The sequence below is a fragment of the Leptospira licerasiae serovar Varillal str. VAR 010 genome (assembly GCF_000244755.1).
In the GTDB taxonomy this organism is placed as follows: Bacteria; Spirochaetota; Leptospiria; order Leptospirales; family Leptospiraceae; genus Leptospira_B; species Leptospira_B licerasiae.
The window spans coordinates 925,899-952,301 of the sequence record NZ_AHOO02000005.1; the positions used below are offsets into that span (position 1 = coordinate 925,899).

General features: G+C 40.6%; 23 protein-coding genes. 7 read left to right on the forward strand and 16 right to left on the reverse strand.

Annotated elements, in window-relative coordinates:
- Positions 1 to 3: 3 nt before the first annotated feature.
- The 9 genes from rsmA to LEP1GSC185_RS04825 all read right to left on the reverse strand — a co-directional run bounded on the left by rsmA (position 4) and on the right by LEP1GSC185_RS04825 (position 10,827).
- The gene (gene rsmA, locus LEP1GSC185_RS04785; RefSeq protein WP_010513842.1) at positions 4 to 882 is read right to left on the reverse strand and encodes a 16S rRNA (adenine(1518)-N(6)/adenine(1519)-N(6))-dimethyltransferase RsmA; all 879 of its coding nucleotides are present in this window, start codon (positions 880 to 882) and stop codon (positions 4 to 6) included.
- A complete protein-coding gene (locus tag LEP1GSC185_RS04790) occupies positions 854 to 2,743 on the reverse strand; it encodes a ComEC/Rec2 family competence protein (protein ID WP_008594304.1) in 1,890 nt (629 codons plus the stop codon). Before LEP1GSC185_RS04790 ends, rsmA begins: the two co-directional genes overlap by 29 nt.
- A 65-nt stretch (positions 2,744 to 2,808) precedes the next feature.
- Positions 2,809 to 3,789, reverse strand: coding sequence for a tryptophan--tRNA ligase (trpS, locus tag LEP1GSC185_RS04795; RefSeq protein ID WP_008593792.1), 981 nt, complete (start codon positions 3,787 to 3,789; stop codon positions 2,809 to 2,811).
- Entirely contained in the window at positions 3,786 to 5,618 is a 1,833-nt protein-coding gene (locus LEP1GSC185_RS04800; protein WP_008595203.1) for a hypothetical protein, read from the reverse strand. The genes trpS and LEP1GSC185_RS04800 overlap by 4 nt, the downstream gene beginning before the upstream one ends.
- A gap of 2 nt (positions 5,619 to 5,620) precedes the next feature.
- The gene (locus tag LEP1GSC185_RS04805) at positions 5,621 to 6,211 is read right to left on the reverse strand and encodes a LolA family protein (protein ID WP_008594884.1); all 591 of its coding nucleotides are present in this window, start codon (positions 6,209 to 6,211) and stop codon (positions 5,621 to 5,623) included.
- A gap of 32 nt (positions 6,212 to 6,243) precedes the next feature.
- On the reverse strand, positions 6,244 to 7,203 hold the full coding sequence (locus tag LEP1GSC185_RS04810) for an electron transfer flavoprotein subunit alpha/FixB family protein (protein WP_008593724.1): 960 nt from the start codon (positions 7,201 to 7,203) through the stop codon (positions 6,244 to 6,246).
- 11 nt (positions 7,204 to 7,214) lie between these two features.
- Positions 7,215 to 7,976 (reverse strand): electron transfer flavoprotein subunit beta/FixA family protein, encoded by a 762-nt coding sequence (locus LEP1GSC185_RS04815; protein ID WP_008595687.1) that lies wholly within the window; start codon positions 7,974 to 7,976, stop codon positions 7,215 to 7,217.
- A gap of 100 nt (positions 7,977 to 8,076) precedes the next feature.
- A complete protein-coding gene (locus tag LEP1GSC185_RS04820; protein ID WP_008594617.1) occupies positions 8,077 to 8,373 on the reverse strand; it encodes an LIC10362 family protein in 297 nt (98 codons plus the stop codon).
- A gap of 12 nt (positions 8,374 to 8,385) precedes the next feature.
- Positions 8,386 to 10,827, reverse strand: a complete 2,442-nt coding sequence (locus LEP1GSC185_RS04825; protein WP_010513836.1) for a glycosyltransferase family 39 protein — start codon at positions 10,825 to 10,827, stop codon at positions 8,386 to 8,388.
- 154 nt (positions 10,828 to 10,981) lie between these two features.
- Between LEP1GSC185_RS04825 and LEP1GSC185_RS04830 the strand changes: the two genes are divergently transcribed.
- The 4 genes from LEP1GSC185_RS04830 (at position 10,982) to LEP1GSC185_RS04845 (ending at position 15,740) form a co-directional block, all read left to right on the forward strand.
- Positions 10,982 to 12,169: an acyl-CoA dehydrogenase family protein gene (locus tag LEP1GSC185_RS04830; RefSeq protein WP_008594868.1), complete on the forward strand. Its 1,188-nt coding sequence runs from the start codon at positions 10,982 to 10,984 to the stop codon at positions 12,167 to 12,169.
- Positions 12,170 to 12,314: 145 nt separating this feature from the next.
- The gene (locus tag LEP1GSC185_RS04835) at positions 12,315 to 13,400 is read left to right on the forward strand and encodes an LIC_10091 family lipoprotein (protein ID WP_008593949.1); all 1,086 of its coding nucleotides are present in this window, start codon (positions 12,315 to 12,317) and stop codon (positions 13,398 to 13,400) included.
- Positions 13,397 to 14,503, forward strand: coding sequence for a CapA family protein (locus LEP1GSC185_RS04840; RefSeq protein WP_008595088.1), 1,107 nt, complete (start codon positions 13,397 to 13,399; stop codon positions 14,501 to 14,503). The genes LEP1GSC185_RS04835 and LEP1GSC185_RS04840 overlap by 4 nt, the downstream gene beginning before the upstream one ends.
- A gap of 133 nt (positions 14,504 to 14,636) precedes the next feature.
- Positions 14,637 to 15,740 carry an alkene reductase gene (locus LEP1GSC185_RS04845; protein ID WP_008593709.1) on the forward strand — a complete coding sequence of 368 codons (1,104 nt, stop codon included), beginning with the start codon at positions 14,637 to 14,639 and terminating at the stop codon, positions 15,738 to 15,740.
- Between the two features lie 49 nt (positions 15,741 to 15,789).
- Here the strand turns inward: LEP1GSC185_RS04845 and LEP1GSC185_RS04850 are convergent, their stop codons facing one another.
- The 5 genes from LEP1GSC185_RS04850 to LEP1GSC185_RS04870 all read right to left on the reverse strand — a co-directional run bounded on the left by LEP1GSC185_RS04850 (position 15,790) and on the right by LEP1GSC185_RS04870 (position 21,674).
- Positions 15,790 to 16,875, reverse strand: coding sequence for an SH3 domain-containing protein (locus LEP1GSC185_RS04850; protein WP_008595696.1), 1,086 nt, complete (start codon positions 16,873 to 16,875; stop codon positions 15,790 to 15,792).
- A gap of 116 nt (positions 16,876 to 16,991) precedes the next feature.
- Positions 16,992 to 17,519 (reverse strand): LIC10415 family protein, encoded by a 528-nt coding sequence (locus tag LEP1GSC185_RS04855; RefSeq protein WP_008593682.1) that lies wholly within the window; start codon positions 17,517 to 17,519, stop codon positions 16,992 to 16,994.
- A 213-nt stretch (positions 17,520 to 17,732) separates the two neighbouring features.
- A complete protein-coding gene (locus LEP1GSC185_RS04860; RefSeq protein ID WP_008595047.1) occupies positions 17,733 to 18,605 on the reverse strand; it encodes an efflux RND transporter periplasmic adaptor subunit in 873 nt (290 codons plus the stop codon).
- A gap of 1 nt (position 18,606) precedes the next feature.
- The gene (locus tag LEP1GSC185_RS04865) at positions 18,607 to 20,949 is read right to left on the reverse strand and encodes an ABC transporter permease (protein WP_008593997.1); all 2,343 of its coding nucleotides are present in this window, start codon (positions 20,947 to 20,949) and stop codon (positions 18,607 to 18,609) included.
- Positions 20,943 to 21,674, reverse strand: a complete 732-nt coding sequence (locus tag LEP1GSC185_RS04870) for an ABC transporter ATP-binding protein (RefSeq protein ID WP_008594210.1) — start codon at positions 21,672 to 21,674, stop codon at positions 20,943 to 20,945. The genes LEP1GSC185_RS04865 and LEP1GSC185_RS04870 overlap by 7 nt, the downstream gene beginning before the upstream one ends.
- Positions 21,675 to 21,997: 323 nt before the next feature.
- On the opposite strand from LEP1GSC185_RS04870, the gene LEP1GSC185_RS04875 reads away from it, so the two are divergent.
- Positions 21,998 to 22,519: a hypothetical protein gene (locus tag LEP1GSC185_RS04875; RefSeq protein ID WP_008594419.1), complete on the forward strand. Its 522-nt coding sequence runs from the start codon at positions 21,998 to 22,000 to the stop codon at positions 22,517 to 22,519.
- A gap of 78 nt (positions 22,520 to 22,597) precedes the next feature.
- On the opposite strand, the gene LEP1GSC185_RS04880 is transcribed toward LEP1GSC185_RS04875, so the two are convergent.
- Positions 22,598 to 23,758, reverse strand: a complete 1,161-nt coding sequence (locus tag LEP1GSC185_RS04880; RefSeq protein WP_008593764.1) for an LptF/LptG family permease — start codon at positions 23,756 to 23,758, stop codon at positions 22,598 to 22,600.
- 102 nt (positions 23,759 to 23,860) lie between these two features.
- On the opposite strand from LEP1GSC185_RS04880, the gene LEP1GSC185_RS04885 reads away from it, so the two are divergent.
- The gene (locus LEP1GSC185_RS04885) at positions 23,861 to 24,334 is read left to right on the forward strand and encodes a HEAT repeat domain-containing protein (protein WP_008594278.1); all 474 of its coding nucleotides are present in this window, start codon (positions 23,861 to 23,863) and stop codon (positions 24,332 to 24,334) included.
- 11 nt (positions 24,335 to 24,345) lie between these two features.
- Positions 24,346 to 25,107 carry a HesA/MoeB/ThiF family protein gene (locus tag LEP1GSC185_RS04890; protein ID WP_008594421.1) on the forward strand — a complete coding sequence of 254 codons (762 nt, stop codon included), beginning with the start codon at positions 24,346 to 24,348 and terminating at the stop codon, positions 25,105 to 25,107.
- Here LEP1GSC185_RS04890 and LEP1GSC185_RS04895 read toward each other — a convergent pair.
- Positions 25,101 to 26,390, reverse strand: a complete 1,290-nt coding sequence (locus LEP1GSC185_RS04895; protein WP_415857741.1) for an LA_0442/LA_0875 N-terminal domain-containing protein — start codon at positions 26,388 to 26,390, stop codon at positions 25,101 to 25,103. The genes LEP1GSC185_RS04890 and LEP1GSC185_RS04895 overlap by 7 nt on opposite strands.
- Positions 26,391 to 26,403: the final 13 nt, after the last annotated feature.

Sequence of the window (26,403 nt, forward strand, 5' to 3'; positions counted from 1 at the left end):
TTTTTAATCGATCCGAAAAAGATCTACAATCTTATAAAAATCTTCTGCCTTTAATTCTTCCGGTCTTTTATCTAAAGAAATTCCAGCAGATTCTACACATTCTTTTAACTTGGATCTTAAATTTTCTTCCGAGATTTGGAGAGGGAGTCCGTTCGGATAAAAGGAATCTAAAGGCGCTTCTTTGATAGAGGAACCTATTTTTTTTCTTTTTCCCCAAAATAAGGTCCTGCATAAAATTTCTAAAACTTGGTAGGACTCTTTTTGGAAAAATCTTTTGTGTGAAATAAAAGTAAGAACGCTTGAATCCACATTGGGAGAAGGATAAAAACATCCCGCCTTGATCGTTTTTTTACTTTGAAATTTTCCGTAAGCTCCCGCATAAATGGAAAGAGAAGAGATTTCTTTAGTAATTCTCTGTGCGAACTCTTTTTGGACCAAAAAAACTGCACCTAGTAGATTCGGAAGTTTTTCCAAGGAAAGAAGAATGAGTTCGGAAGTAATATAATAGGGCAGGTTGCCGAATAAAAAACAGGAGCTGTTTTCTACGTCGGATAAGGTATCTCTTGCATCTCCTAAAATGATCTCAGTTCCAGGTAAAAACTCATTTAGCCATTTATAATATACCGGATCGATCTCGTACAATCTTAGTTTTTTTCCGAGGCCATAGAGTATATGGGAGAGGGCCCCAAGACCAGGGCCGATTTCCAATATCAATTCTGATTTTTGTATTAGTTCGGGTTCTGCACTGGAAAACAAAGTTTTTACAGCGTTCGGGTCTATTAGAAAGTTTTGTCCCCATTTTTTGAGCGGAGCAGAAGATCTTTCTGATAAAAATTCCCGGATCACATTAGGTTTATAAAACGGGTATTCCGGGGAGCTCATCACTTCCAATAAACTTCCAACCGGGAGCGATTCCAAGCTGTTTTCTGAATTGATTCCATTCTCTTGGATCTTCTTTGATCCCGAATCTTGGAAGGATGAGTATGATTCCTTTTCCAGTTTTGGTTCGGTTTGCTAAAGTGAGAAGCGAATCTTTTCCCACCTCAAATCGGATCAATTTTTGACCCGGTTCCGGTAAATGAAATTCTCTTAATTTGGGAATTAAGATCCAATTCTCAAAACCTGCAATTTTCGGTTTTTCTCTTCCTCCATATTTAAGAGAAAAATCTCGATTTCTTTTTAAACACTCTCCGATCCAGTCCATGCAGGATTCGTGTTCTATGTAGATCTCTTTTAGGGTTTTTGAATTTCCGCAGAATCTTTCCGGATCTTTTCCAAAGGAGCCATACAGGATTTTAGAACTGTACTTACATTTGCCAGCAAGAACTAATCGGTTACTTTCTTGAAGGAAGAGAGTGAAGCGATCTCCGAAAAATACCCTCGGAAGTTGGATCCAAGTGGAAGAATAAGCCAGTAAAAATTGGAAATTGCAACAAATACAAAATCCCAGAAGCCAGATCTTTTTAAGTAATGCAGCTTTGCGGACTTTCTTATTCGCAGAATTGGAAAGGTCTAATTTGGAATTTTCTATTTTTCCGGCGGGAAACGATTTCCAGAAGAATAAGAAGATTAGGAATAAAAACCAGATACCTAATCCGAAAAATTTAGTGTTTCCTCTATAATAATGTATCAAATTCCAATCCGATTCTCCCCAATAGAGAGTCGTTTTTTCTAAAATTCCCAAAAGGAATAGAACGATCTGCCAAATAGGATGAGCGAGCGGAGACGGAAATATAAACTCCAATACTAAAGAAAAATATAATAAAGGAAGCAATATTCCGCAGATTGGTACCAAAATCAGATTTAATCCAAGTGATCCGAAACTATAAGTCCCGAAATAATAAATTAAAGAAGGTAAGGTCCCGATTCCGGCAGATAAGGAAACCAAAAGGTTTTCTTTCCAAAATCCTAAAAATTTACTTATGATCGTATTATCTTCCGAGTTTGGGGGAAAACATTTCTGGAAACAGGGGAGCAAAAGTAGAATGCCTGAAACAGCGCCGAAAGATAGTAAAAAAGAAACTCCGAAGGAACGAACTGGATCCCAAAGATAAACTAGTCCGGCCGAAGAGATCAATAGATCAGCAGGTTTGGATTTTCTAAAAAACAAGGACTGTAAAAGTATCCAGGTGGAAAATATCCAAGCCCTTGCAAGAGAAATCGGAAAACCTAAGCAAGCCAAATATAATAATCCGAATAATACCGGAAGTATTCTAGGAATATAATATCCTAATAAAGGAATTCGTTTTAGGATCGTGAACAAACATCCAATTAAGATCCCCAGATGTAAGCCGGAGGCCGCGAATAAATGTAAAATTCCTCCTTCTCTAGCATTCTTCTTAAATTCTTTATCTAAACCCTTTGCATCTCCTAAGACTAATCCTAAGGAAATTTCTCTAGCTCTTCCTTCTATCTTTGCCCTATCCAAAGCTTCGTTGATTTTTATGGAGAATTCTTTTTTCAATAAGCCGGACTCTTTCAGGAAAGGAGCCGATCTTTTTGTATAACCGCAGATCGCCAAAATTAAGAATAAGATCACTCCCCAGGAAAAGTAGGAGATCTTTTTCCCTAAAAATAAAAGAGAAAATAATATTATATTAATCGAATGTATTGCGGCCCAGATTAGGACTATATCCGAAAAGAAAGTATCCAAGAATATAGCGGATAGAAGTCCTAAAACTAAATAGGAAAATAAGGAGGAGGGGATCCAGTCCTGATAGGTTTGTTCCAAGTATTCGCGCATACGAATACTTGTTTTGTAAGCTTGGAATTATGTGCGGAATTCTTATTCCGACACAAATTTCCGCTTTAAACGGAAACTTTTGAGATCCCGATCCCTAGTTTATCTCGAACTTTATCCAAGATCTGTGAAGAAGCGGCTCTTGCCTTGTCCGATCCTTTTTTCATAACGGATCTTACGTAAGCAGGGTCTGCTGAGATCTTCTCTCTTTCTTTTCGGTAAGGTCCGAAATAATCCAATATCGTTTCTAATAATGCTTTTTTGAGATCTCCGTAGCCGGTTCCAGGATTTGTAAATCTAGATCGTAGATCCTTTTTGCCGGATTCGTCTAAAAAGAGAGAATGTATAGAGTATATTATGCTTTTTTCATAATCTTTGGATTCGTCCACTCCAGCCGAGTCGGTGAGGATTCCCATTACCGATTTTTTTAACTTCTTCTCATCGTCGAAAAAGTTGATCGTGTTCCCGTAAGACTTGGACATTTTTGCTCCATCCACTCCCGGCACGATCGCGGTCTCTTCGTCTATCTCAGGTTCCGGTAGTTTGAAGGTTTCTCCGTATTGGGAGTTGAACTTCTCCGCTATATCTCTTGCGTATTCTAAATGTTGTTTTTGGTCTTTTCCTACGGGCACCTTATCGCTATTGAATGCTAGAATGTCCGCCGCCATTAACACAGGATAAAAGAAAAGTCCGCCACTCGGAACTATCCCTTTTGCAACCTTATCTTTATAAGAGTGGGCTAACTCCAATTTAGGAACAGTGATGGACATGCTCAGATACCAGGTAAGTTCGGTAACTTCCGGGACTTCTGATTGGATCCAGAAGGCACATTTATCAGGATCGATCCCTAAGGCTAAAAAATCACAAACAGCGTCATAAGTATTCTCTGTTTGATTTTTTGCAGAACTAAAGGTAGTCAGCGCATGTAAATCGGCCACAAAGCAGAATAGATCGGATTTGTTTTGATAATCGACTAACTTGCGTATTACGGAGAAATAATTTCCTAAATGTAATTTTCCAGAAGGTTGTACTCCTGTCAATATCCTCATTGGTCCTCCGAGGAAGTGATTCGGTTATGTGGATCGTCGAAAGTTTTTCCGGAAAGGCGTTCATACTCCGCTTTTAATGCGCTGAGTTCCGCATCCAATTTTCTGTGAGCAGTCAGTTTGTTTACCGTGAACTTGTCTTTGTATATGACGGCATAGTTAAATAACAACTGAGCCATATCCACAAAAACATACTCCAAGGTTTTTCCGTTCAAACGGTTTCCGGATACCATCGTAGAATCGTAATATGGAATAAATCTATGAAGAACTTTTACTTCTTCGAGTATTTTTTCCTTAGAGGCCAAAACTCTTTCGTTCAGTTGTCCTTTAGCCTCATAATCTTTCGCTAATAAATGGTTCTCTACCAATACGTTGATCTTCTCGGCAAATTTTCCCATAAAAGAGGACGCTTCGGCAAGTAATCTTAACAGATTTACTGTGATCTGATCTTCTACGGATCCGCCTGAAGTGTTTTGGTTAAAATTGGAGAAGGTATACTGAAAGCTAGGGTACTTCTTATTGAACGCATCCAATTGTCTTAGAAGATTATTGATCTCTTCTATCTCCGTTTTGAATAAACCCGGTTGTGTTACCAATACGTCCCTATTATGGTTTTTAGTCCCTATTTTAACTGTTCCTTCTAAGAGAGGTGTGTAACAGGATTGAAAGTCGCGGAGAAGTATATGGATCAGCTTATGAGGCATTCCCTTATAGGAAGATTTGAACGCGGCCGAATTCATATTCTCAGGCATATGATGAGCGAAATAATCGTCTACAACGCCGTTTAAGAAGTCGAATGAGATCTTTCCATTATCGTCTATTTTGAAATAGCGCTGTCTTAGACCGTGTAACTCTTCCTTCTTATTCATTCTGGTCAAAATATCGTCGGATAATTTGATCAATGTCGTTTCTACTTCTTTGGTGATGTCGGGAGATCCTTGGAATTTTGTCTCGTTGATCGGCGGGACATTCAAAGAATCTAATATTTCCTCCCAGCTAATCACCTTTTTATTGGAGACAACATAGAACGCGCGTATCGCATCCGTAAGTTTAGGTCTTCCGTTTTCGAGATTTAATCCGTAATTTAATCCGGAAATAATGGAAGGGAGTTTTACGGATAATTTTTCGTCCTTCTTTACTAACTCTGGGACATGGCCAAGGATAATATCTCTGGCGTCGCTCCTGGATAGATGACGGGCGTAGTACATTTGCATCTTCAAAGATCTGTTCAAAAAGATCTCCGGAGAAATTTCGTCGATGAAGAGCGAATCTAAAGAGATGAAGTTATTAAAGAATTTATTAAAATTCAAGACCACGTTATAGACCAAAGGTCTCCAATGTCTCCAGCCTTGGCTTTCAGCAAGTCTAAGAGCTTGTAATGTGGAGATGATCTGATCTTCTTTTAAGGCTTTGAATAATCTTTCGACGGAAGGTGCGATCTTTGAATTTCTTCCTAAGAAACCTACTTCCACAGTTCCGGTGTCTTTTGCAAATTTTGTAATATTTGCATTTCCACCGAAGAGGTTTGCTAGAAATCCTAAACCTGGTCCGGCATCCTGCTGTTTTTTTACCGGCCTAGGCGCCGCTTTGGAAGAAGCAGAAGAAGACTGGGAAGATTTGGGAGACTTATCTTCTTCTTCCGGTCTTTTACCCGATTCTTCTTTTTTCTTTTGTTCGAACTCTTCATCGACTTTTTTCATCAAGTCGATACGTATAAATATATCGTTCGATTTTTGTATGACTTCGTCTATCTTCTGTTGGTGTTCCGGGGAACGTGTCTTTCGATAGAGGTCTGCGAAGACCTTATGGGCGTCTGTGCGAGAAGTAGACAAACTTATTCCCTCTCGTTAAGCGGGTTCTCCACAATTTGCGCGTTTGCAGGTGCTCCGAAATTGAAGAGAGACGCAGGTAAACCTATACCGGTTTGGACTCCGGAAAAACTTACGGAGGTATATTCTCCGGTGGATCTGCTCTTCATTCTGAGGGAACGAGGAGTATTATCCGGACCTAAGGTGACCACGATCTCTTCGTAAGTCCTTGTCGCGGATTTCAGGCGAAGTGATCCTCCCACAGGAGTTACCTCTTCGTATCCGGAGAGTAGGCCGGCCATTCCTCCGGTCATACCTTTTACGTCTTGTTTTCCCACAATTCCTCTGGATGGGGAATAAAACCAAAGATATCGTCCGTTGGAGGCGATAACCCTTCCGTCGGAAAATTTCACATGTATATGGTTCGGTTTTTGATAAGAAAGAGTTCCGGTGAGTTCGTTATTGATCGTAATACTCGCCCGAAAACTGGAAATTTCGGCCATCTTTCCGATGACGCCGCTTAACCTTTCCTTGCCAGGATCGGATAAAATAGAAGTGCCGCAGACCAGTAGAGCTGCGGCACCCAAAAAGGATAATATACCCTTGGATGAAGCCATAATCGTTCCTACTATGGCTTCATTAGACGAAATTATCCAAGTACTTTTTTAAACTCGTCGGTCAGAGCCGGCACGACTTCGAAAAGATCTCCTACTACTCCGTAGGTTGCCACTTTGAAGATCGGAGCGTCTCCGTCCTTGTTAATAGCCACGATATACTTGGAAGAGCCCATTCCGGCTAAGTGCTGGATCGCTCCGGAAATTCCGCATGCGATATAGCAGTTTGGGGAAACGGTTTTACCAGTTTGACCCACTTGATGGCTATGAGAAATCCAGCCTGCATCGACCGCAGCACGGGAAGCTCCTAAAGCTGCGCCTAAAACGTCCGCCAAACCTTGGAGAACAGGCCAGTTTTCAGGTCCTTTAATTCCGCGTCCGCCGGATACGATGATAGAAGCTTCTGCCAACTGAACTTTGTTCCCGCCGCTTAGATCGGAAGATACGATTTTAACTTTCGCGTCTCCGGCGGATGGACTTGCAGCTTCAGCAGCTCCTGCTCCAGCTTTTTGTACTACTTCTTGAGAGTTTGGACGAACGGTGAAGATCGCAATTGGGCTAGTAATTTTGAAGTTACCGTATGCTTTTCCGGAGTAGATCGGCTTTTTAGCTACTACTTTTCCGCCGTCTACAGAAAGGCCTACTGCGTCTGCTACGATTCCCGCTCCTACTTTTACAGCTACTCTTGGAGAATAATCTTTTCCTTGAGAAGTGTGAGGAACTAAAACAACGGAAGGATTTTTATCCTTAATAACTCCGGCTACTAAATTCGCCCAAGTTTCTGCGTTGAAGTCTCCTGCATTTACAGTAACTACGCTGTCAGCTCCGACTGCTCCCAGGTCTCCTGCGAATTTTTCAACTCCGGATCCGATGAGAAGAGCGGTTACTTTGCCTCCGAGTGCGTCCGCAATTTTGCGGCCAGCGGAAGTGATTTCTTTGGAGATCTTTTTGAGTTCTCCGTTTTTGAGTTCGCCTACGATTAAAACGTTGCTCACGGGTGTTCTCCTTAGATAACCTTAGCTTCTTCGCGAAGAGCTTTTACTAATTGTTCAGCGTAACCTTTCGCATCAGCTGCTTCTAACTTACGACCAGGAATACGAGGTGGAGGAGGCTCGAGGCCCACTACTTCGATCTTGCTTGTAGGATTTCCTAAATCTGCAGGTGTTTTGGTTTCGATAGGCTTTTTCTTAGCTGCCATCAAACCTTTCAAATTAGGATAACGAGGTTCGTTTAATCCTTTTTGAGCAGTGATTGCTACTGGTAGGCTGGTTTCCACAACTTGTGTTCCACCTTCTACTTCTTTAGTAGCTTTTACGGAAGTTCCGCTGATCTCTAAACTAACTGCGAAAGAAATATGAGCGATCCCAAGTCCTTCTGCAACTTGGATCACTACTTGGGAACTATCGCTATCGATAGATTGGCGTCCGCCGATGATGATATCTGCATTTTCAGCTTTCGCGAAATTTGCGATCAGTTCTGCGGTTAAAACGGTGTCGAAAGGAACGTAATTGTCCACTTTGATCTGAACGGCACGGTCCGCTCCCATTGCGTATGCTTGGCGTAAAGACTCTTGAACGCGATCCGGTCCTAGAGAGACTGCAATAACCTCTCCTCCGTTTTTCTCGCGTAATCTAAGTCCTTCTTCAATTGCGAATTCATCGTACGGAGAGATAATCCATTTAATTCCGGCTTCGTTAATGGACTTGTCCCCGACTTTGATATTCGTTTCGGTGTCAGGCACCTGTTTCACTAAAACGATGATCTTCATGAACTTTCGTTCTCCAAATAAATAGGGCTATTTAAAACACGAAAATTCTGAAAAGCTTGAATGCAAACTACTTTTTTGCGGTTATTTCGGGAAATCTCGCCTATCGGAACAGAATGAGTGTTCTGCTCCAAAAATAGATCCAAAATAATCCTAAAATGATAACGAGCACATTTGCGTCCGATTTAAGGAAGAAGGTTAAGCCCCAGAAGAACGGCAAAAGGAAAAAACTAATCAGAAATAAGAACCAGATCCAAGACTTTCCACTAAAAGGGGTAGCGAATGTGGCCTCGATCTCCAAGCGGATCTCATCTAAACTTATGGGAAATTTTCCTAGATTGCGTATCCCTAGAACCAAAGCGAGAAGGCAAACTAAAGTTAATACGACAGAATACAGCATATTGATCCTCGTTCAGGGAATTCTAGATAATTGCAGGGACTTTAAAATTGCCTGTTTGTCCTTTTTGGTGTGAAAGCGGATCTGAACATCGTCTGTTTCCGGATTTTCCACGGAGAATTCGATGCTCATGATCTTATCATTTCCAACGCCAGGGGATTCAGGAAAGAGTATGGAAGAGGATTGGTTCGCAGTCACGCTAAAAGTTGCCTGGCTTAAGGATTCTCCTTCGAATTCTACTCTGAATTTTCCTTTCGGATCTTTCGGAATATAATAATCGTAACCTTTCACTTCTTCGTAAGCATTCGGTTGGTTCTTGCGTTCCGACCTTATTGTCTTTAACATATAAGCAAATTGAGAAGGATCTATAGAAATCGATCTTTTTTCCTGAGCGAAAGGTTTTGGGTTAAATCCTAATTTATAAACTTGTAAGAAGGTTCCTCTGTATAAGAGCATATCAGGGTAACGATTCACAGAATCTAAAGGATACTTTCCTTCTAGTTGAATCTTATCTACTTTTTTCAAAGTAACGGGGCCATCTTCCAGATTCGGGTCCTCATCGATCAAATATACATTCCAACCTAATTCAATTAGTTTGATCGCATTTTCTAAAAAAGGACGGGTTTTGTGGATAAGATAAGTATCTCTTCCACTTAAATAACGAAGAGGGCTTGCAAGGTCTTGTTTTTTAGTGAAATAGATTGCCTTTTCGCTTGGAAGAGAAACTGACAATCTTTCGAATTCTTCCGAATAACCGGATAACATTCTTTCAAAAAAGATCAGCCTGTCTCTATTATAAAGATGATAGATATAACCGGCAAAGACTAACGCAATTAAAGCGAATTTAAGTGCTTGTCTTTTGATAGGCAAAGAATAAAGCCCAATGACTCCCATGATACATGCAAAAGGAATAGGAAACAATACCCAGCGCCTAGATGCCCAGAAATGATCCGGATAAATACTTGGATCGTAAAAATAAACAAACGAGAGAAGGGAGCCTAATAGCAAAAATACCAGAGAACCGGATGATTGTTTTCGGAATACTAATAGATCGTATCCCCCAATTCCGAATAATACCAAGAGTAAAGGAACATATAATAAAAAGAATATAAAACTATTCTTTTTAAAATAAAAGAAATCAGTCAGGTCTTCAGAATTACTTATCACCGGTTGGATGGAATAAGCGAATGTGATCAAAAGAAATAAGCAGGAAAGAATTACTATCCTTAGGAACTTTTTATTTTTGAGGATAGTCTTTTTAAATAATTCAATCGATTGTTTCCCGATCTGTAGATTGGAAAAGAATAAGAGTCCTGATAATAAGACAGTAGAAAAAACGCAGAATAAAGTTAATTTCAGTAATTGCTTACTTTTCCATAGATCCACCATGTACGGTTTGGAATTGATATAACCATATAAGACTCCCAGGATTGAAATCGCCGAATATCCAAATAGAAAATTAAATCCTCTCCAGAGAGATTTCTTTCTTAAGAATAATAGATAACCTACAAAAATCACGATTGCGGGAAAATAAATTAAGCTATCGATCCTATTGAAGCTACTTAGGCCTAAGATCCCACCCGCAAAGAACATCCACCCGTTATTCTTTCTGAAAAAATAAAGAGCTAAATAGGAGGAGAATAAGATCAACATTTGCCCCAGTGGCTCGGATAAAGTTGTCCTAACATTCCAGAGCTGGGCGGGATTGAATGCGCAGAAAAAGACTGCGGTCAATGCGCCCCAAGGCCCTATCCATTTTTTCACGATCAGAAAGATAAAGACTAGGGATAATACTCCGAATATTGAATTCACTCGGAACATTGCATCTAGCCCGAATAGATCGGCGGCTAAGGCCAAATAGGTTGGGAAGAGAGGATAAAAACGAGGAGAAAGAGAGCCGATCGGTACCGACGGGTCCTGAGGTGAGTAGTCCGAATGGATTGCAGGGTAACCGTAAAAGATGTTATTTCCTAAAACCTTGGTTAGGTCCTGGTATCTATAATCATCAAAGTTCAGGCCGCCTGTTTTTTGGATCTTACTTCCGAAGACGACATACAATCCGTGATCCCTATCTCCCTTAATATACTCGATAGGAAAAAGGGAATACATTGCTCCTGCACTCAAGAGCAACAAAGCAAGAAGGATATTAGTAAATAAATTTTTCGAATTATTACTGCCTGAGATAGGGTTCAATCTGGGATCGAGCTTATGAAAGAGAATGTATCCTAAGATTGATCCCGAAACCAAAAGTTGGATCAATACCACATAAAGGATTTTGTAAGATTCGAAAGAAACTAAGAGAAGTGCAATAGATCCGACAATTAAAACGGAAAGTGTGAAAGAGACTAAGTTTCTTGATAAGGGTTGTGGGAGTCCTTTTTTATGAAGAATGACCGATATAAAATAAGTATTTAGGATGATGCCTAAAAAAAATAAGAAATTTACCAAAGAAACCACTACCTTATACGAAATAATATCTTATCCTCGATTTGTAAAGCTTGTATTTAAAGATCGAGATTTAGGTCTTCTTAAATCTGATTAAGCTCAGTAACTCGGTTGCAATTTACACTGGGTCCAAAATACTTAAGTTGAAATTGAATAGGGCATTAGAATGAAGGGAATCCAAGAAAAAAAAATAGATCTATATAATCCGACAGATGATCATCTTTCCTTAAGAGAGAATGTGAATGCTTTTGCAAAAGAAAATCTGGATTTGCAAGCAAAGGATCATGACGACGAAGAGTCCTTTAATAAGGATTTATTCCGCCGATTAGGAGCAGAATTAGGAATATTCGGTGTTACTGTTCCTCAAGAGGACGGAGGAATGGGACTGGACCCCGTGGCAAGTGTGATCATTCACGAGGAATTTTCGGCCTATGATCCCGGATTTACTCTATCATATTTAGCTCATGAAGTACTTTTTGTAAACAATTTCTACCACAGTGGAAATCCTTCCCAGAGAGCGAAATATATGCCTAAGGTTCTCTCAGGGGAATGGATCGGCGGAATGGGAATGACCGAACCTGGAGCCGGAACCGACGTTCTTGGAATGGGAACAGTCGCCACTCGCAAGGGCGATAAATATGTGTTAAACGGCCGAAAGCAGTTTATCACAAATGGGATTGTAGGGCAGGTCTTTTTGGTATATGCAAAAACCAGCAAAGATTCTCGCCGAACCACTTCGTTTATCGTAGAGAGCTCTTATCCCGGATTTAGTTTCGGAAAAAAGGAAGAGAAGATGGGGATGAGGTCCTCTCCTACTACCCAACTGATCTTCGAAAATATGGAAGTTCCTGCTGAAAATTTGATCGGTGCCGAAGATGGCGCTTTGACTCATATGATGAGAAACCTAGAGATAGAAAGAGTGACTCTTGCCGCCCAATCTTTAGGTATAGCTAAACGTTGTATAGACGTGATGTGTGAATATTCTATCCTGCATAGAGAAGCCTTCGATAAGAAACTAATAGAATTTGGACAGATCCAAAGATTGCTAGCCGAGTCTTACGCTGATTACCAAGCAGCTAGAGCATTGGTATATGACGTAGCTTCTAAGATCCATCCTGAAAATCGGAACTCACTCGGAGCTGCTTCAGCAAAACTTGTCTCTACCCAAATGGCGGAAAGGGTTTCCAGAAATGCGATCCAGGTGTTGGGCGGTTACGGTTATTGTAGAGAATATCCTGTAGAAAGATTGCATAGAGATGCAATCTTACTTTCCATCGGCGGTGGAACAAACGAAGCAATGCAAAAGAATATAGCAGCCGACCTGAAGAAGCTATATGCAAGCTCAGGAATGTAATCGAATATTTGCAGAATCGCAGGGTCGTTCTTTTAGAAAGCCGATCCTGCTTTGTATCCTCGCCTCGTAAAGTTCTTCCCGTATAAAAGCCCTTTAATAAGTTCTGTCTGCAAGGGCAGTGATTGCCCAGGGGATGCAGGATTTCATGAGAAAAAAAGGACCTAATACGGTCGTTTTATACAAAAATAAAAAGAATCTATTCTTAACGGTTTTATTCATTTGTTCGGTTTTCTATTTTATCGATTGTTCTGCCGGTCAAGGTCAGGGAGATCATTCTGTTTTCGGTAGAAAAGCTTCCTTAACTAGAGAAGGATTACAACTTTCAGCAATTGATACTCCTCCGGCAGATCGTCATCTGCATGCGGAACATTATCCTTCTTCTAACGAGAGAAGGTTGGACTTGTTTAAATCCAGAGTAGTGGGTTTAGGCGGGGGATATATGGGAGTTGGGACCGATCAGAACTTAACTCTGATAGCTTGGGCGAGAAGTGAGTTTGCTTATCTTTTCGATTTTGATCCTGTCACGGTCTCCATTAATCGACTTCATCTTTATTTTCTCGAAATTTCTCCTACATATCCGGAGTACGAAAAGCTTTGGGATCCTAAGAATAAGAACGATGTTCTTCTTGTCATAGAAAAAAGATTTTCGAACGATCCGGAATATCAAGTAATTCTAAAGTCTTATCAGATCGCTCTCAGAAAAGGAGCAGTCCCTCAACGTTTAGCGGATTTGCATAAGATCTCTAAAGTATATCCTGAGTTTACTTCCTTCCATAACGATACTAAGGACTATGAATACTTAAGGAATCTGGTCCTAGATGGAAAGATAATCGCGGTTGATGGGAATTTGTTGGGAGATAAGACAATAAATTCTATTTCAGAAAAAGCGAAAGAATTGGAGATCCCGATCCGTATTTTATACACTTCTAATGCGGAAGAATATTTCAGATATCCTGAAGGAATGAGAAAGAATTTTCTGAATTTGTACGGAGATACTAAAAGTATAGTGATCCGTACGGTTACAAAAGGTGCTAAAGTATACGGATTCCCGGACGGAGAAATGTTTCCGGTGGCGTTCCCTTTTCATTATAATATCCAGTCTTTGGATAACCTAAAGATATGGCTGAACAAGGAAAATGTTCTATACACGACCATACTTCTCCGGAACCGCAAACCTATCTCAAAAGGATTCTCTTTGATAGAAGCCTTGCCTCCGGAACCTAAAAAATGATCCGAAGCTGTATCTTTTGTTTAGGGATTGCGTTTTTTGTAGTCCCTTGTTCCTCTCAGAACGTTAAGACCGGCTCTCCAACTGACGCAGTTCGAATTGTAGCAGTAGGAGATATCATGTCTCACCAAACTCAGATAGATACAGCTTATGATAAAGAATGTGACTGCTGGAAATTCGACGAGGTATTCCAAGAAGTTTCCTCCACGATATCGGAAGCGGATTTGGCAGTCGGAAATTTAGAAACCACTCTTCCGGGGGACCCAAAACATTATACTGGTTATCCCCAGTTCGGAGCTCCGGATTCTCTTGCAAAAGCGATCAAGGATATTGGCTTCGACGTACTTTCTACTGCAAATAATCATTCTTGCGATAAGGGAAGGTTAGGGGTCGTAAGAACTCTTTCCGTGTTGGACCAACTAGGACTAAAACATTTAGGGACTTATAAGGACAAAGAAGAATATGAAAAAAATAGAATATTATTTGTCCATGTAGGAAATCTAAATCTTGCATTTTTAGATTATACGTATGGTACCAATGGTTTGGAGATTCCCGCAGGCACAGTGGTCAATTTGATAGATAAAGACCAGATTGCTTCCGATATAGCTTTGGCAAAAAAGTCAAAGCCGGATGCAATTATCGTAATGTACCATTACGGAACGGAATATCTCCACCAGCCTGATCCTTTTCAGGTAGAAATGGTGGATCATGCATTTTCTTCCGGAGCGGATATAGTCTTGGGAGGTCACCCCCATACTCTGCAAAAATTCGGTAAAAAGACCGTAAAAGACAAATTCGGGATCTCGAAAGAGAGATTTTATATTTATTCTTTAGGCAACTTTATCTCGGGACAAGACAGACGTTATGTAGATGGAGGAATTATCCTAAAATTTTCCTTATCAAAAGAAAACGATAAATTAAATATTTTTGATATATCTTACGAACCGGTTTGGGTTTATATAGACAGGACCGGCGCCAGAACTCAATTCAGGTTATTGCCCGTTAAAAAATATCTAAACAACGACCAGGAAAGAAAACTTCCCGAAACTTCTTACCAAAGAATGAAACAATTCTATAAAGACACAGTAGATCTGCTCGGTCCTTGATTCGTATTTCGAATCGCCGCCTGAACTCAGGTCGGCGGGAAATCCGCTACCTTCTACTTATCTTTTTCTAATCGCTTTATATAAAAAAGGTTCACTAATGAAGTATTTCTATGTCTAAGATCCGAGGAAAGAAATGAACCTATTATTTACCGAATATACATTAGGAAAAAATAAGCTAAAAAACAGAACCGTAATGGCTCCTATGACCAGATCCAGAGCGATCGGAAATATTCCGAACGATTTGATGGCGGAATATTATTCTCAAAGAGCAAGTGCCGGTCTACTGATTACGGAAGGTGTTTCTCCTTCCCCTAACGGTTTAGGATATGCCAGGATTCCAGGAATTTTTTCCGAAGAACAAGTCCAAGGTTGGAAAAAGGTAACGGATGCGGTGCATACAAAGCAAGGTAGAATATTCGTACAGCTCATGCATTCCGGAAGAGTAGGAAACGATTTGAATCTACCGGAAGGCGCGGAACTTGTCGGCCCTTCTGCTATCGGATTAAAAGGAACAGTTTGGACGGATGCGGAAGGTAACCAACCATACTCATCTCCAAGAGAAATGAATTCAAAAGATATCCAAGTTGCGATCCGTGAATATGTGAATGCAGCAGAGAATGCGATCAAAGCCGGATTTGACGGAGTGGAGCTTCATGGGGCCAACGGATATTTAATAGAACAATTTTTGCATCCGAGTGCAAACCATCGAAACGACGAATACGGTGGAGATTGGAAAAAAAGAAATAGATTCGCATTAGAAGTTGCTACCGCGGTTGTGGAAGCGATAGGCGCAGACAAAGTAGGGATCAGGCTTTCTCCTTACGGAGTTTTTAACGATTTAGAAATTCATAATGAAATAGAAGAGCAATACAAGGATCTTGCCGCTTCTCTAGGAAAATTGGGACTGGTTTACATTCATATCGTGGATCATTCTTCTATGGGCGCTCCTAAGCCGACGGCTTCAGTGGTTACTTTAATCAGGGAATCTTATAAATTCCAAAACCCGAACGGTACTTATATTCTTTCGGGAGGTTACGATCCAAAACGTGCGGATTCCGACCTGAAAGAAAAGAATGCGGATCTGATCGCATTCGGTCGTAACTTTATTTCCAACCCTGATTTGGTGGAAAGATTGGAGAAAGGAATCCCTCTTGCTGAGCCGGACGCTTCTACCTTCTATACTCCCGGAGAAAAAGGATATACCGATTATCCTGTAGCGGCACTTTCTAAGGTTTAAGAAAAATCGAACTCCCGCCGTTTGTAGAGCGGCGGGAAAAAGAAAAAGTTTAACAGGCGTCTCCTGCGCCCCTTAATAATAGCTGCAAGGTCCCGTTCTTTAGTTCATATAAGGATTTAATGGAAGAGTCGTAGCCTATATCAGTAAATAATAATATAGGAACCGGATCTTCTTCCCTATAGATCACTCCTATCAAATGAAAAGAACCTCCATAAAATCCCAACTCCTCGGTAAGTTTTTCGGATTTTTCAAAGGAGATTAAAACTCTGTCTGTCCCGAATTTTCGCCCTAGTAGGTAGAGATACCTTCTTTCTGCGCCTTTTTTATGATAGGCGATCCTTCCGGAGAGAAAGGTCTCTTTTTTATTATTTTTGAAAGTATATACTTCTTCCATTGTGGAATGAAGCCATTCCGTCTCCGGGTATCCTCTTGCTTTCCAAGTTGTTTCAGCTAAGTTTTTGAAAAGAGTATAATCGGGATCCGTTTTGGATAATTCTTGGAGCGGAATAGATTGTAGTCCAAGATCAGGAGAGTATACCAACCAATCCTTTTTGGCTTTCAAATCTCCAGTAGGTTTTACTTTTAAAGCGGGAAATTCTTGGCACCCATACGTAGTGGGTGAGGCAGCGGAAAAGGAAGGACCCTTGTCTCCTTCTAATAATGAAAAAGAAGGAAGCGAAGTATTCACACCGCTTCTGAATTTATAATCGAATTCGTATTCGTCTTTCGCTTCTTGCCAACCTTTTTGGCTGAAAAAAGCAAGTGGAACAAAGATGGGAAGATCTTTAGGATCATATCCGGACCAAACAAATCCGATTAATTTGTATTCGTCCAATGTGTCAGGCGGTGTGAGTCCTAAATATTTTCTGGAAACAAAACCTGTTCTACCGTCCTCCGTTTTGATCTTGCTCCAATCGATCGGGCCTTTTGTTTCGTCAGGAAGGATCTTGACCTTACTTCCTCTGTTCAATGTAAAGACGATCTTTCCGGTTTCAGGAGTTTCCCTAACGTTTAACACTCCTGATGTGATCAGCACATAATGATATGGATCTGAGGTCTGAGCGACCAAAGAAAAATACAATGGAGGTAGAAGTAAGAGTAGTAAGATCCGGAATTTAAGCGCCATTGCAGCCACAGGATCGTTTTGAAATTCGAGTCCGCAAGCTTTTTTAAACTTGGCTAAAACTAAAAGAGGACTCTGTCCCTTGATTGAGGGAATGTTCTGTTTATTAGATTGTAGAGTCCTCGGTGTTAATCTTGGATCAGTCTTTCTATCGTTTTCTCGGAGAGCTGTTTCATCTGAATATCTTTGCCGGAAAGGTTCTCGACCGATTTTCGGAAATTTTCAGGGTTCTTAAGCATTCCGACGGAGAGCACATTCTCGGATTCCACTTCGTATTTGCGGATAGAATCCATTAGTTGGTCCTTTTTCACTTGGACCTGCTCTCTCAATTGGTTTAGATCCTGATTTGGATTTTCTACCAATTCTCTGAACAAAGGAGTTTCACCGAAAAGGATATTGATCAGATCCTCTTTAGGTGTGTTCTTTTCTTCGCTCAGTACTCCGAGTTTCATCTGTTCCTTGGAAAGTTGTTCTTGGAGATTCCCCAAGGTTTCTTGGACTTTCAAGTATCTAGAAGTTAAGCTGCTAGAAAACTCGGTTTTGTCGGCTGCGTTTTGGGCTTCCGAGGGTACTCCCGTTCTTCCTGGGACGGAAGATCTCTTGTCGCGGAGAAGTTTCTCTGCTGATGAGACTAGATTCGTAAGTTGAACGTCCATGTTCTTTACCCTCCTTTCGGTGTAATCCTGGCGACCTCTGGAAAATCGGTAGATAAACCCGATTGTTCATTTTCCACAGAGTTTATGTCGCATCTAAGCGGTTACTCCCTAGGCATATCTGTACTAAGTATCGGACAAACTTTAGAGAACCAATGAATTTTTTTTCAAAATATTCAGTTTTTTCGGAAAAAAATCCGAATAAGTTATATTGGGTTATTTCACCTTTTTTCCGTTCTGTATCTCTTCGGTCGGATACAAAACCACTTCGTCTCCTTCTTGCAGACCTTCCGTTAAAAGGGAAGACTTTCCGCTTCTTGCCTCTATTTTTACGTTAGTCTTAATCGCTTTACCTTTTACCACTTTGAAAACGGACCAATTTTCTCCTTCCCTGAACAATGCGGCTGTAGGTAGAATTAACACATTGTCTTTGCTAAAGGACACTATTTTGGCTTGGACCCGAAAAGAATCTCCCATCGGAGAAGGTGGAGCTATATCTATGATAGTTCTAACCCTTTGTTCTTCTACTCCTAAGGAGGAGATTTTAGTGAATGCTGCAGGCTCTACCAATCTGACTTTTCCTTGGAAAGGTTCCCCTCCCCATCCTTCGATCAAAACAGGATCCCCTACGTGAATATGAGTACTATCTTGGGTAAGTACATCGCACACTATCTCGAGAGAAGATGTATTTCCTATATCTAAGATGGGCGCTCCCATGGCGATGGGGCCTTCACTTTCTCTTTGTATAGATAGGATACTTCCTGAGATCGGTGATTTCACTTTTCTATCATAATCCCAGCGCACGATTGCAACGGTTTCTCCTTTATCGACTCTTTCTCCCACATGTTTTTCTAATCTTTGTAGTACTCCATTTACGGGGGAGAAGAGGGTGAATTTTTCTTTTACCCTCGTGATACCTTCTTCTTCTACGATTTGTCGGTAGGTCCCTTTTTCCACCTTTCCTATATCCACTTGTAAAGGTTTGGGCCGAAAGATCCACCAGCCTAAAAGTAGTAACAAAATACCTGCAATAGAGATACGGGCGATCTTGTTGGAATATAAGTTTAATAGGATTTCCTTAAGTTGCATTTTATTCTCTTACCTTTAATACGGAGATCAGATCCAATGATCTTATTTTGATGTAAAGTATCCAGAAACTAAATAAAGAAGTAGTTAGGACAGTAAAGACAGAAATTACATATGTTTTAGGAGAAACGAATAGAGGGATCTTGAATCCTTCGGTTTCCACCGTATTTAGGATCGCGTATCCGGAAAAATAACCGAGTAAACACCCCAAAGGTAGTGACGCTAAGATCACGATAGTCAACTCTCCGGATAATATGATAAAAACTTCCGTCTTGGTAAAACCTAAGATCCGCAAGCTACCCAATTCGAAGGCTCTTTCGGAAAGCGAGATCAAGGCGGTATTATAGACTACTCCGACTGAAATAATACATGCGAAGATCATTATGATCAACGAGGTCGTTAATATGCTTCTCGACATTAATTCATAAAATATTTTTAGGGTCCTTGCTCGAGTAGATACCCCCGAGATCTTCGGATAGGATTTTAATTCGTTCAATAGAGCTTCTTCTTTGGAGGAGTCCGTCCAAAGTGCCGCAATGTTTACCTGGTCTCCTTCTCTTAACAATCGGTTTAAGGATTGGATCTCCTTATAGGCTCCTTGTCCCAAGATTTCGTTGATGATCCCGGTTACTTCGACTTCCGTCTTAATCCTTTGTCCTTCTAATACTTCTAGTTGTATTTTATCTCCTCTTCGAATCCCGAATTTTTCCGCTATTCCGGAATTTAAGAGGATGCCGTCTTCCGGAACCGGGACGTTTTGTCCATTTTCGTTGATTAATCTTCTGAGATAGGAATTTTGAGGCATTCCAGTTAATCCGATTTCTTTACTGGAATTCCCATAACGAATGCGGACAGGTACGGATCTATATCCTTCCACAAGTAGGATCCCTTCCTTCTTCTCTAATTCCAAGATAGAATCGGAGGAAACCGCATTCTGAAAATTTAATGTAACTGTGTCTCTTTGCAGATCTTCGAATTGTATTTTTACAATGGAAGTCATCGTATCTCTGGAGAACAGGCCCAAGACCATGATCATTACGGAGGAAGAAACTCCTAATATGAATAATAATGTCCTTCCCGGCCTTCGGATCAGATTTCGTATAGCGATCCTATAAACTACTGGTAGGTCTTTCCAGTATTCTTCTAAAAAACTTTTGGAGAAATTTTCCGGAGCAGGAGGTCGCATCGCCTGGGCGGGCTGGAGAGAAGTAACCTTTCGGATCGATAAGAAAGAGCCGGCCATTCCTGAAGCTATTCCGATCAATACACCTTGGATTGCCAATCTAGGGTCGAATAGGAATTTTAGATTCGGAAATCTGTAGTAATCTCCGTATAGACCTACCATTTTTGTGCCTAAGTAATATCCGAATATTATTCCTAATAAGGAACCCATGATACACACTACTAATATTATCTTTAAATAATGGAATGCGATACTTCTATCTCCGTATCCGAGGGCCTTTAAAGTTGCGATCTGTTCCCTTTGTTTGGAGATCATTCGAGAAGTTACGATATGAAGAAGGAATGCCGCTACTCCCAAAAAAACCATCGGAATGGAGAATGCAGTTGTTCTTAATTGTTTGAATTCATCCCTCAGAAAGGAGTGTGACGGAAGTTTGTCCCTGTCGTAAGAGCCTAATCCTCCGAACGCGGTGAGTTTAAGATCCACTTCCTTGAGCACAGAGTTTTTTTCGGCATCCGGCGCAAAATCGAATATGATATCGTTTATTGCACCGCTCATGTCGAAGATTTCTTCGACACTTTCTTTTTTCATCCAAAGGATCCCGTAATGTTTGTCATCCGGTAGGAATCCTCCCGGGCGAAAAACGTATACATATTCGGGCGAAAGTGCGATCCCCGAGACCGTAAGTAGTTTTTTCTTTCCTTCTAAAACTGCAATGAGTTTGGAACCTGGTCCTAATCGATTTGCTAAGGAGAATGCTTCGCTTATGACGGTCTCGTCCTTTTCTCGAGGCAATCTTCCTTGTAATAACGCCAAACGATTTAAGCCTTCCGTTAAGGTAACTATCCTCCCTCCGCTAGGAATAGATTCGGATTCAAAATCCAAAACTATATCTTTGATGATCCTTCCTTCCGCATACGATACTCCAGGTATTTTAGAAATATCTAAAATTATCGATTCGGGTGCTTTATGGAGAGAAACGAACCCCTGGGAAAGAGAATATTCCGCATAAAAATTATTTCTGGAAACTAAAAGAGAATCGTAAGCGCTCAAGGAAGTCAGATAAACCGCGATCCCCGAGGCGATCACTAATGTAATAGTGACAGCTTGGGATTTCCAGGCTAATAATTCCCTTAAGGCCTTTTTGTCTAGGACCTTTACCAATGGAGACTCTCTGTGGTGGATTTATGAAGGTTAGGTTTATCGGATACTATAGACCCGTCCCTCATCTCCACGACCCGATCCGCGATAGAAGCGATGCTGACATTATGCGTTATTATGATCGTGGTAGTGCCTAACTCTTTGTTGATCTTTGCGATCGCATCCAGTACGATCTTTCCTGTTTTGAAATCTAAGGCTCCTGTAGGTTCGTCACAGAGAAGTATTTCGGGTCGTTTGACGATTGCTCTTGCGATCGCGACCCTTTGTTGTTCTCCGCCGGAAAGTTGGGAAGGAAAATGATCTTTTCTATCAGTTAGGCCGACCAATTCTAAAGCTTCCGAAGGGGACATCGGATTGTCGGAAATGTCGGTGACAAGTCTTACATTCTCTTCTGCCGAAAGGCTCGGGATCAAATTATAAAATTGGAATACGAATCCGACGTATTTCCTTCTGAATTCGGTAAGATCATCGTTTTGATCGGCCTGTAAAGGTTTATTATTGAAAAGTATTTTTCCGGAACTAGGAGAATCTAACCCTCCTAATATGTTTAGCAAAGTGGATTTTCCACTGCCGCTTGGGCCCAATAGGACCGAAAATTCGGATCTAAAAAATCGGACGTTAATATCGTTCAAAGCTGGAACCTTGACCTGGCCCATATCGTAAATTTTGCTTAGCTTTTCGGTTTCAAAGACCGGATCTTTCGAATCGTTTTTTCCGGATTTTTTCATACAGGGATCATTTACACCTTATACTCGAAGTAAAATAGTATTTTCAAGAACTACATTGATCTATGTTAATATTTTTTAAAGTTAATATATACGATCGAAGAAAGATACTTAGCCCTTTTTCGGAAAGTAATCTATCCTTTTTTTGCAGATTTAAGACTGCTCACTTCGAAAAAATTTTTGATCCGGATGCTAAAACTTTTCAAAAACGGACTATACCTTTCCTCTGGAAGCATTGACTAAAACGGCTATATCTTTAATATGCAATAAATTATTCACTGCCGGAAATCATTTCGGTAAATGAATAGGTTTCACGGAGTTTAGGAATGAAAAACAGAAATGTATTTAGAGTGATCGCGATTGTTGCGTTTTGTCTGAGTTTATTGCCGACAGGTTTGTTTGCGGAAGAGGATGATCATTACATCCAGCCGGATGATTATTTTGTCTCAAGGGAAGAATATAACGATCAAACTTATATCAACGTATATATCGCCAAGGAAATGACTCCTGCTTCTGCCACCAAAACAAAAGGAGAAGGGGAATTCCTTCAGGTGACCGACGGTAAGAAGTATTGGACCAAAAACTTTTACATGACCCGACTTGCTACTGACAAGGACTTAAAGCTGGGAGTAAAAGTGATCATGTTCGACATGGGAACGGAAGACGGTTATAGAGCCCCTGAATCCAAGGAAGAGGCTCGGACCGGTAACTGGTTTATGGCAAAAATTACGGATACTTCCGACTTATTCAAAGGGATCGTTACCGTTTCCGGAGGATATAAGATCCAAAAAAATAATATAAGAGTGATTGTGCCGAAAGCGACCGTTACACCTAAAGGTGGAAAATAATATTAAAAAAACAGAATTTTCTTTTTATAGAAAAGATCTAAAAGCCTCCCAAGAACAGGAGGCTTTTTTTATTTAAGTTCAGACTTTGAGTCTTTTATAAATTACGAATAGTCCGGATAAAAAGAGTATAGGAGTGATCCAACTTGCAAGCCAGATCGGGATTACCTCGTTCTCTCCTAAGGATTTGAAAGAGGGGTCCATGACCATATAAAGTAAAGCCACTCCGATACTTACTCCAAGAGAGGAAACGATCGCCATCCTTTTGGTAAAAAATCCGCTCGCACATCCTACCAGGGTAAGAACTACGATCAATAATGGTTCCGCAAATAACGTATGTTTTGCTATATCCACGTCTCCGTAAGATAGACCTTTTTTGATCCGATTTTCCTTTTCTTCGGATAGTTCGAAAAAGTTCATCTCTTCCACGGAACCTTTTAATTTTTTGAAATAGTCGGGCTTTTCAGGAAGTTTGTATTCTTTCTCCGCAAACTTTTGTACGGAGACTACTTGCAGATCGTCGTCGAACTTGGTCTCTTCTACACTTTTTAAGATCCAAACTTCTTTTTGGTAATCGTACTTTGCTCTTTGGGCGACCAGTAGATAATCAGGGGTTTGTTCCTGCGTCAGACAGATATAATTGAATCCGCCTTTGATCTCTTCTTCTTTGGTGTCATAATAATAAATATAATAAAAACCTTCTTGGCCCTTGAAATGTTTTTGATAGACCACACCGACTAACGTGTTTTGGTCTCCTTCTTTCAACATTTTATGTTCTTCGTTGGCTCTTGCGTTTAAAGGCGCTACAACAGTTTGTTTTAGGAAGAATGCTGCAAACCAAAGGACACAACTGAACGCCACGATCGGAGCCACAATCCTTCTGAAAGAGATCCCTGCTGCCATCATCGCCACCAGTTCTTTGTTCGCCGAAAATTGTCCCACAGTGAAAGATACTGAGAATAGTATGGCGATGTTCATGATGTACTGGATGAGCATCTGGGGGAGACGGAATAGAATGAAAAGCCAGCCGTGGATCTTTCCACCTTTAGAGGAAGCCATGTCCCCCTTGATATCACTGTAAGAGGACATGAGGGCCAGAAATCCTAAGGTGATCAGAGCCCCGATAAATATTTTTATGAATTCGGAGAATACATACTTATCCAGGATCCGAGGAGGGAAAAACTCCTCCTTTATCCTATGGATCCATTCTTTGGGACGGATTTCGGGAAGACTGAATTGCATTCCGAATCCATCTTCAAAAGGCCGAGGGATTCCTACGAACCATTTATTTGGGTTGACGATCTCGGCTCCCGGGGGAAGATTCCTCGGTTACAGGAGGAGATCATGAAAAAAAGCGCCATTACGTTCGCAATACTCGCCACTCTTATTTTTACAGTTTCGGTTTCTGCCGAAAAAAGTACGGAAGATCATATCAAGGCACTTTCCAGCGGATCCGATCAGGAAAAAATCGAAGCTTCCCTTTATCTGGGGGATAAAAAGGAAAAATCCGCAATCCCGGAATTGATCAACCTTCTGAACCGCTCCAACGATCCTAAAGTAGCAGTTCCTGCGGGGATCGCTTTGGGTCAAATTGGAGAAGCTGGTGATTCCACAATTGCCTTAAAAAACAAAGTGATTAGCTCCGATAACGGAGACATCGTTTACACTGCTCTTGTTTCTATTCTGAATATTGTGATCAAAAATGAGAAAGCAGAAGACGCTGCAAAGGAAGCTCTTGAGTTTGCTGACAAAAACCGCAGATCCGATGAATTCGTTTCCGATTTTTTGAACGTTCTTACTAAAAAGCTGAAGGGTTAATTTTCTTTTCGGTGTTGAGTCCGGAAGAACTGAGCCGCTATTCCAGGAATATTCTTCTAAACGAAGTAAAGCGTGCAGGCCAGGAAAAACTCAAAAAGTCAGTAGTAACGGTAATCGGAGCCGGGGGTCTTGGATCTCCGGCTTTGTTGTATTTAGGGGCCGCCGGAGTAGGAAATATTCGGATCATAGATTCCGATATAGTCGAAACAACCAATCTACAAAGACAAATCATATTCAAACATTCTGATATAGGAAGATCCAAATCTTTAGCGGCTTCCGAGAACCTGAAGTCCTTAAATCCTTACATAAATATAGAAGGTATACAAGCCAGACTTAGCAAAGAGAATGCAAAAGAATTACTGAGAGGGTCCGATCTGGTCTTGGAAGGTTCTGACAATTTCGACACAAAATTTTTGACGAACGATATATGTATAGGGGAGAAGATCCCTTTTGTCACTGCCGGTGTTCTTCGTTTCGAAGGAATGGTAATGGGAGTTCGTCCTGAAATAGATGCATGTTTTAGATGTGTTTATGAGAATCCTCCCGCTCCTGAACATGTACCTTCTTGTGCGGATGCAGGAGTCATAGGCAGTATGGCGGGAATGATCGGTACCATTCAGGCAACGGAGTGTATTCAATTTTTATTAAGTGATTTTGAAAGAGATTCAGGCTTATTCGGTAAAATTTTACAAGTAGATTCCAAATTAATGGAATTCAGGAGCATTTCCACAGTCAGACGTAAAGATTGTATCGTATGCGGCTCAATTCACTGATTTTCTTTTTTAGAAAAATCTAAAGTATATCCTGCTCCTAGATAGATCGCCTTTACTACAGAATTTCCTGCAAGTCCTTGGGTCAAAGATTGGATCAATTCTGCCGTTATATAAGCGCCTAAAGGACTGCCGTTTAGATCCAAATCTCCTCCCATATGTTCCATCTTATAAGTGAGTTTAGAATACTGAAATCCGGTCCAAAAAAAGACAGAATCTCTCCAGCGATAGATTAACTTTCCTGAAATGGATTGAGAGTTCACCTTCCATTGGTTGTTCAATGCCGCTCTTTCTTCGAAAAAACTTCCTACAAGGTAAGCGATTTGGTCCCTTGTATAGATCGAATTTCCATGTAGGAATTGTTTTTGGAACTCCCATCTGGTCTCCCATTTTTCCTTCCATTTGTATTCTAAAGCTGCTCCGACGGAAGGACCACTGAGATAATCGCTGAAACTGACTCCATATTTTATTGTCCAGTCTACTGAATTCGTATTTGCAGGATCTTTTGGAGAAATTTCGTAAGTAGAATCATCCTTTCCCTTCTGCCAAATTTTATGATAACCTAATATAGGTCTGACTTCTAATCCTGATCTTGAAAATACCGTGTAAGAAATTTGAGCATTTATTTGTTTATAACTGATCGAATGATAGGGAACGCCCGGACTAAATGCAGCTTGGGAAACCGTTGTCCCGGAAAGATCCGGATATACTATATTTCCGAAATTGTTTACAGATTCCAAAGAGTTTAAATGAGATCCGCCGAGTTCGGCAACGGTACGTTTCCAAGTATATCTTAGGTTTATAGTTTTCGCGTTTGAATCTTTTCGATCCGGAGAATTATAAAAAAATCCGCCATTGCCTCCTAAGATCGAGCCGTACTGCTCCACACTTCTATGGAAATTTGCGACCTGACTTTCGTAGCCGCTTCTTCCTATTCCTCCTAAAATTTCAAAACTACGACGATCAGAAAGAATGGAAGGAACCTTTTCTTGAGAGACTGCTTTCAATTTTTCTTCGAGTGCCGGATCTGGCTTTTCGATTTTTTCCTGTTTGGCCGGTTCTTTTATATCAGGATTTTTGAATGTAATTCTGCGGATCGACGATTTTAGTATTTCTTCTTCTTTCCCTTCTGCGCTTTTGAATCTGATCTTGAACGCACTTTGATGAAGAACTTCTCCTTTGAGAATTCTCCCGTCTTTCATGTATACGTACTGCGTTTCTGAGAAAATATTTGTGGGAGTGAGTACAAATAAGCTTAAAACGAAAATTCGTTTCAAATAAAACATATTGAAGAAATTA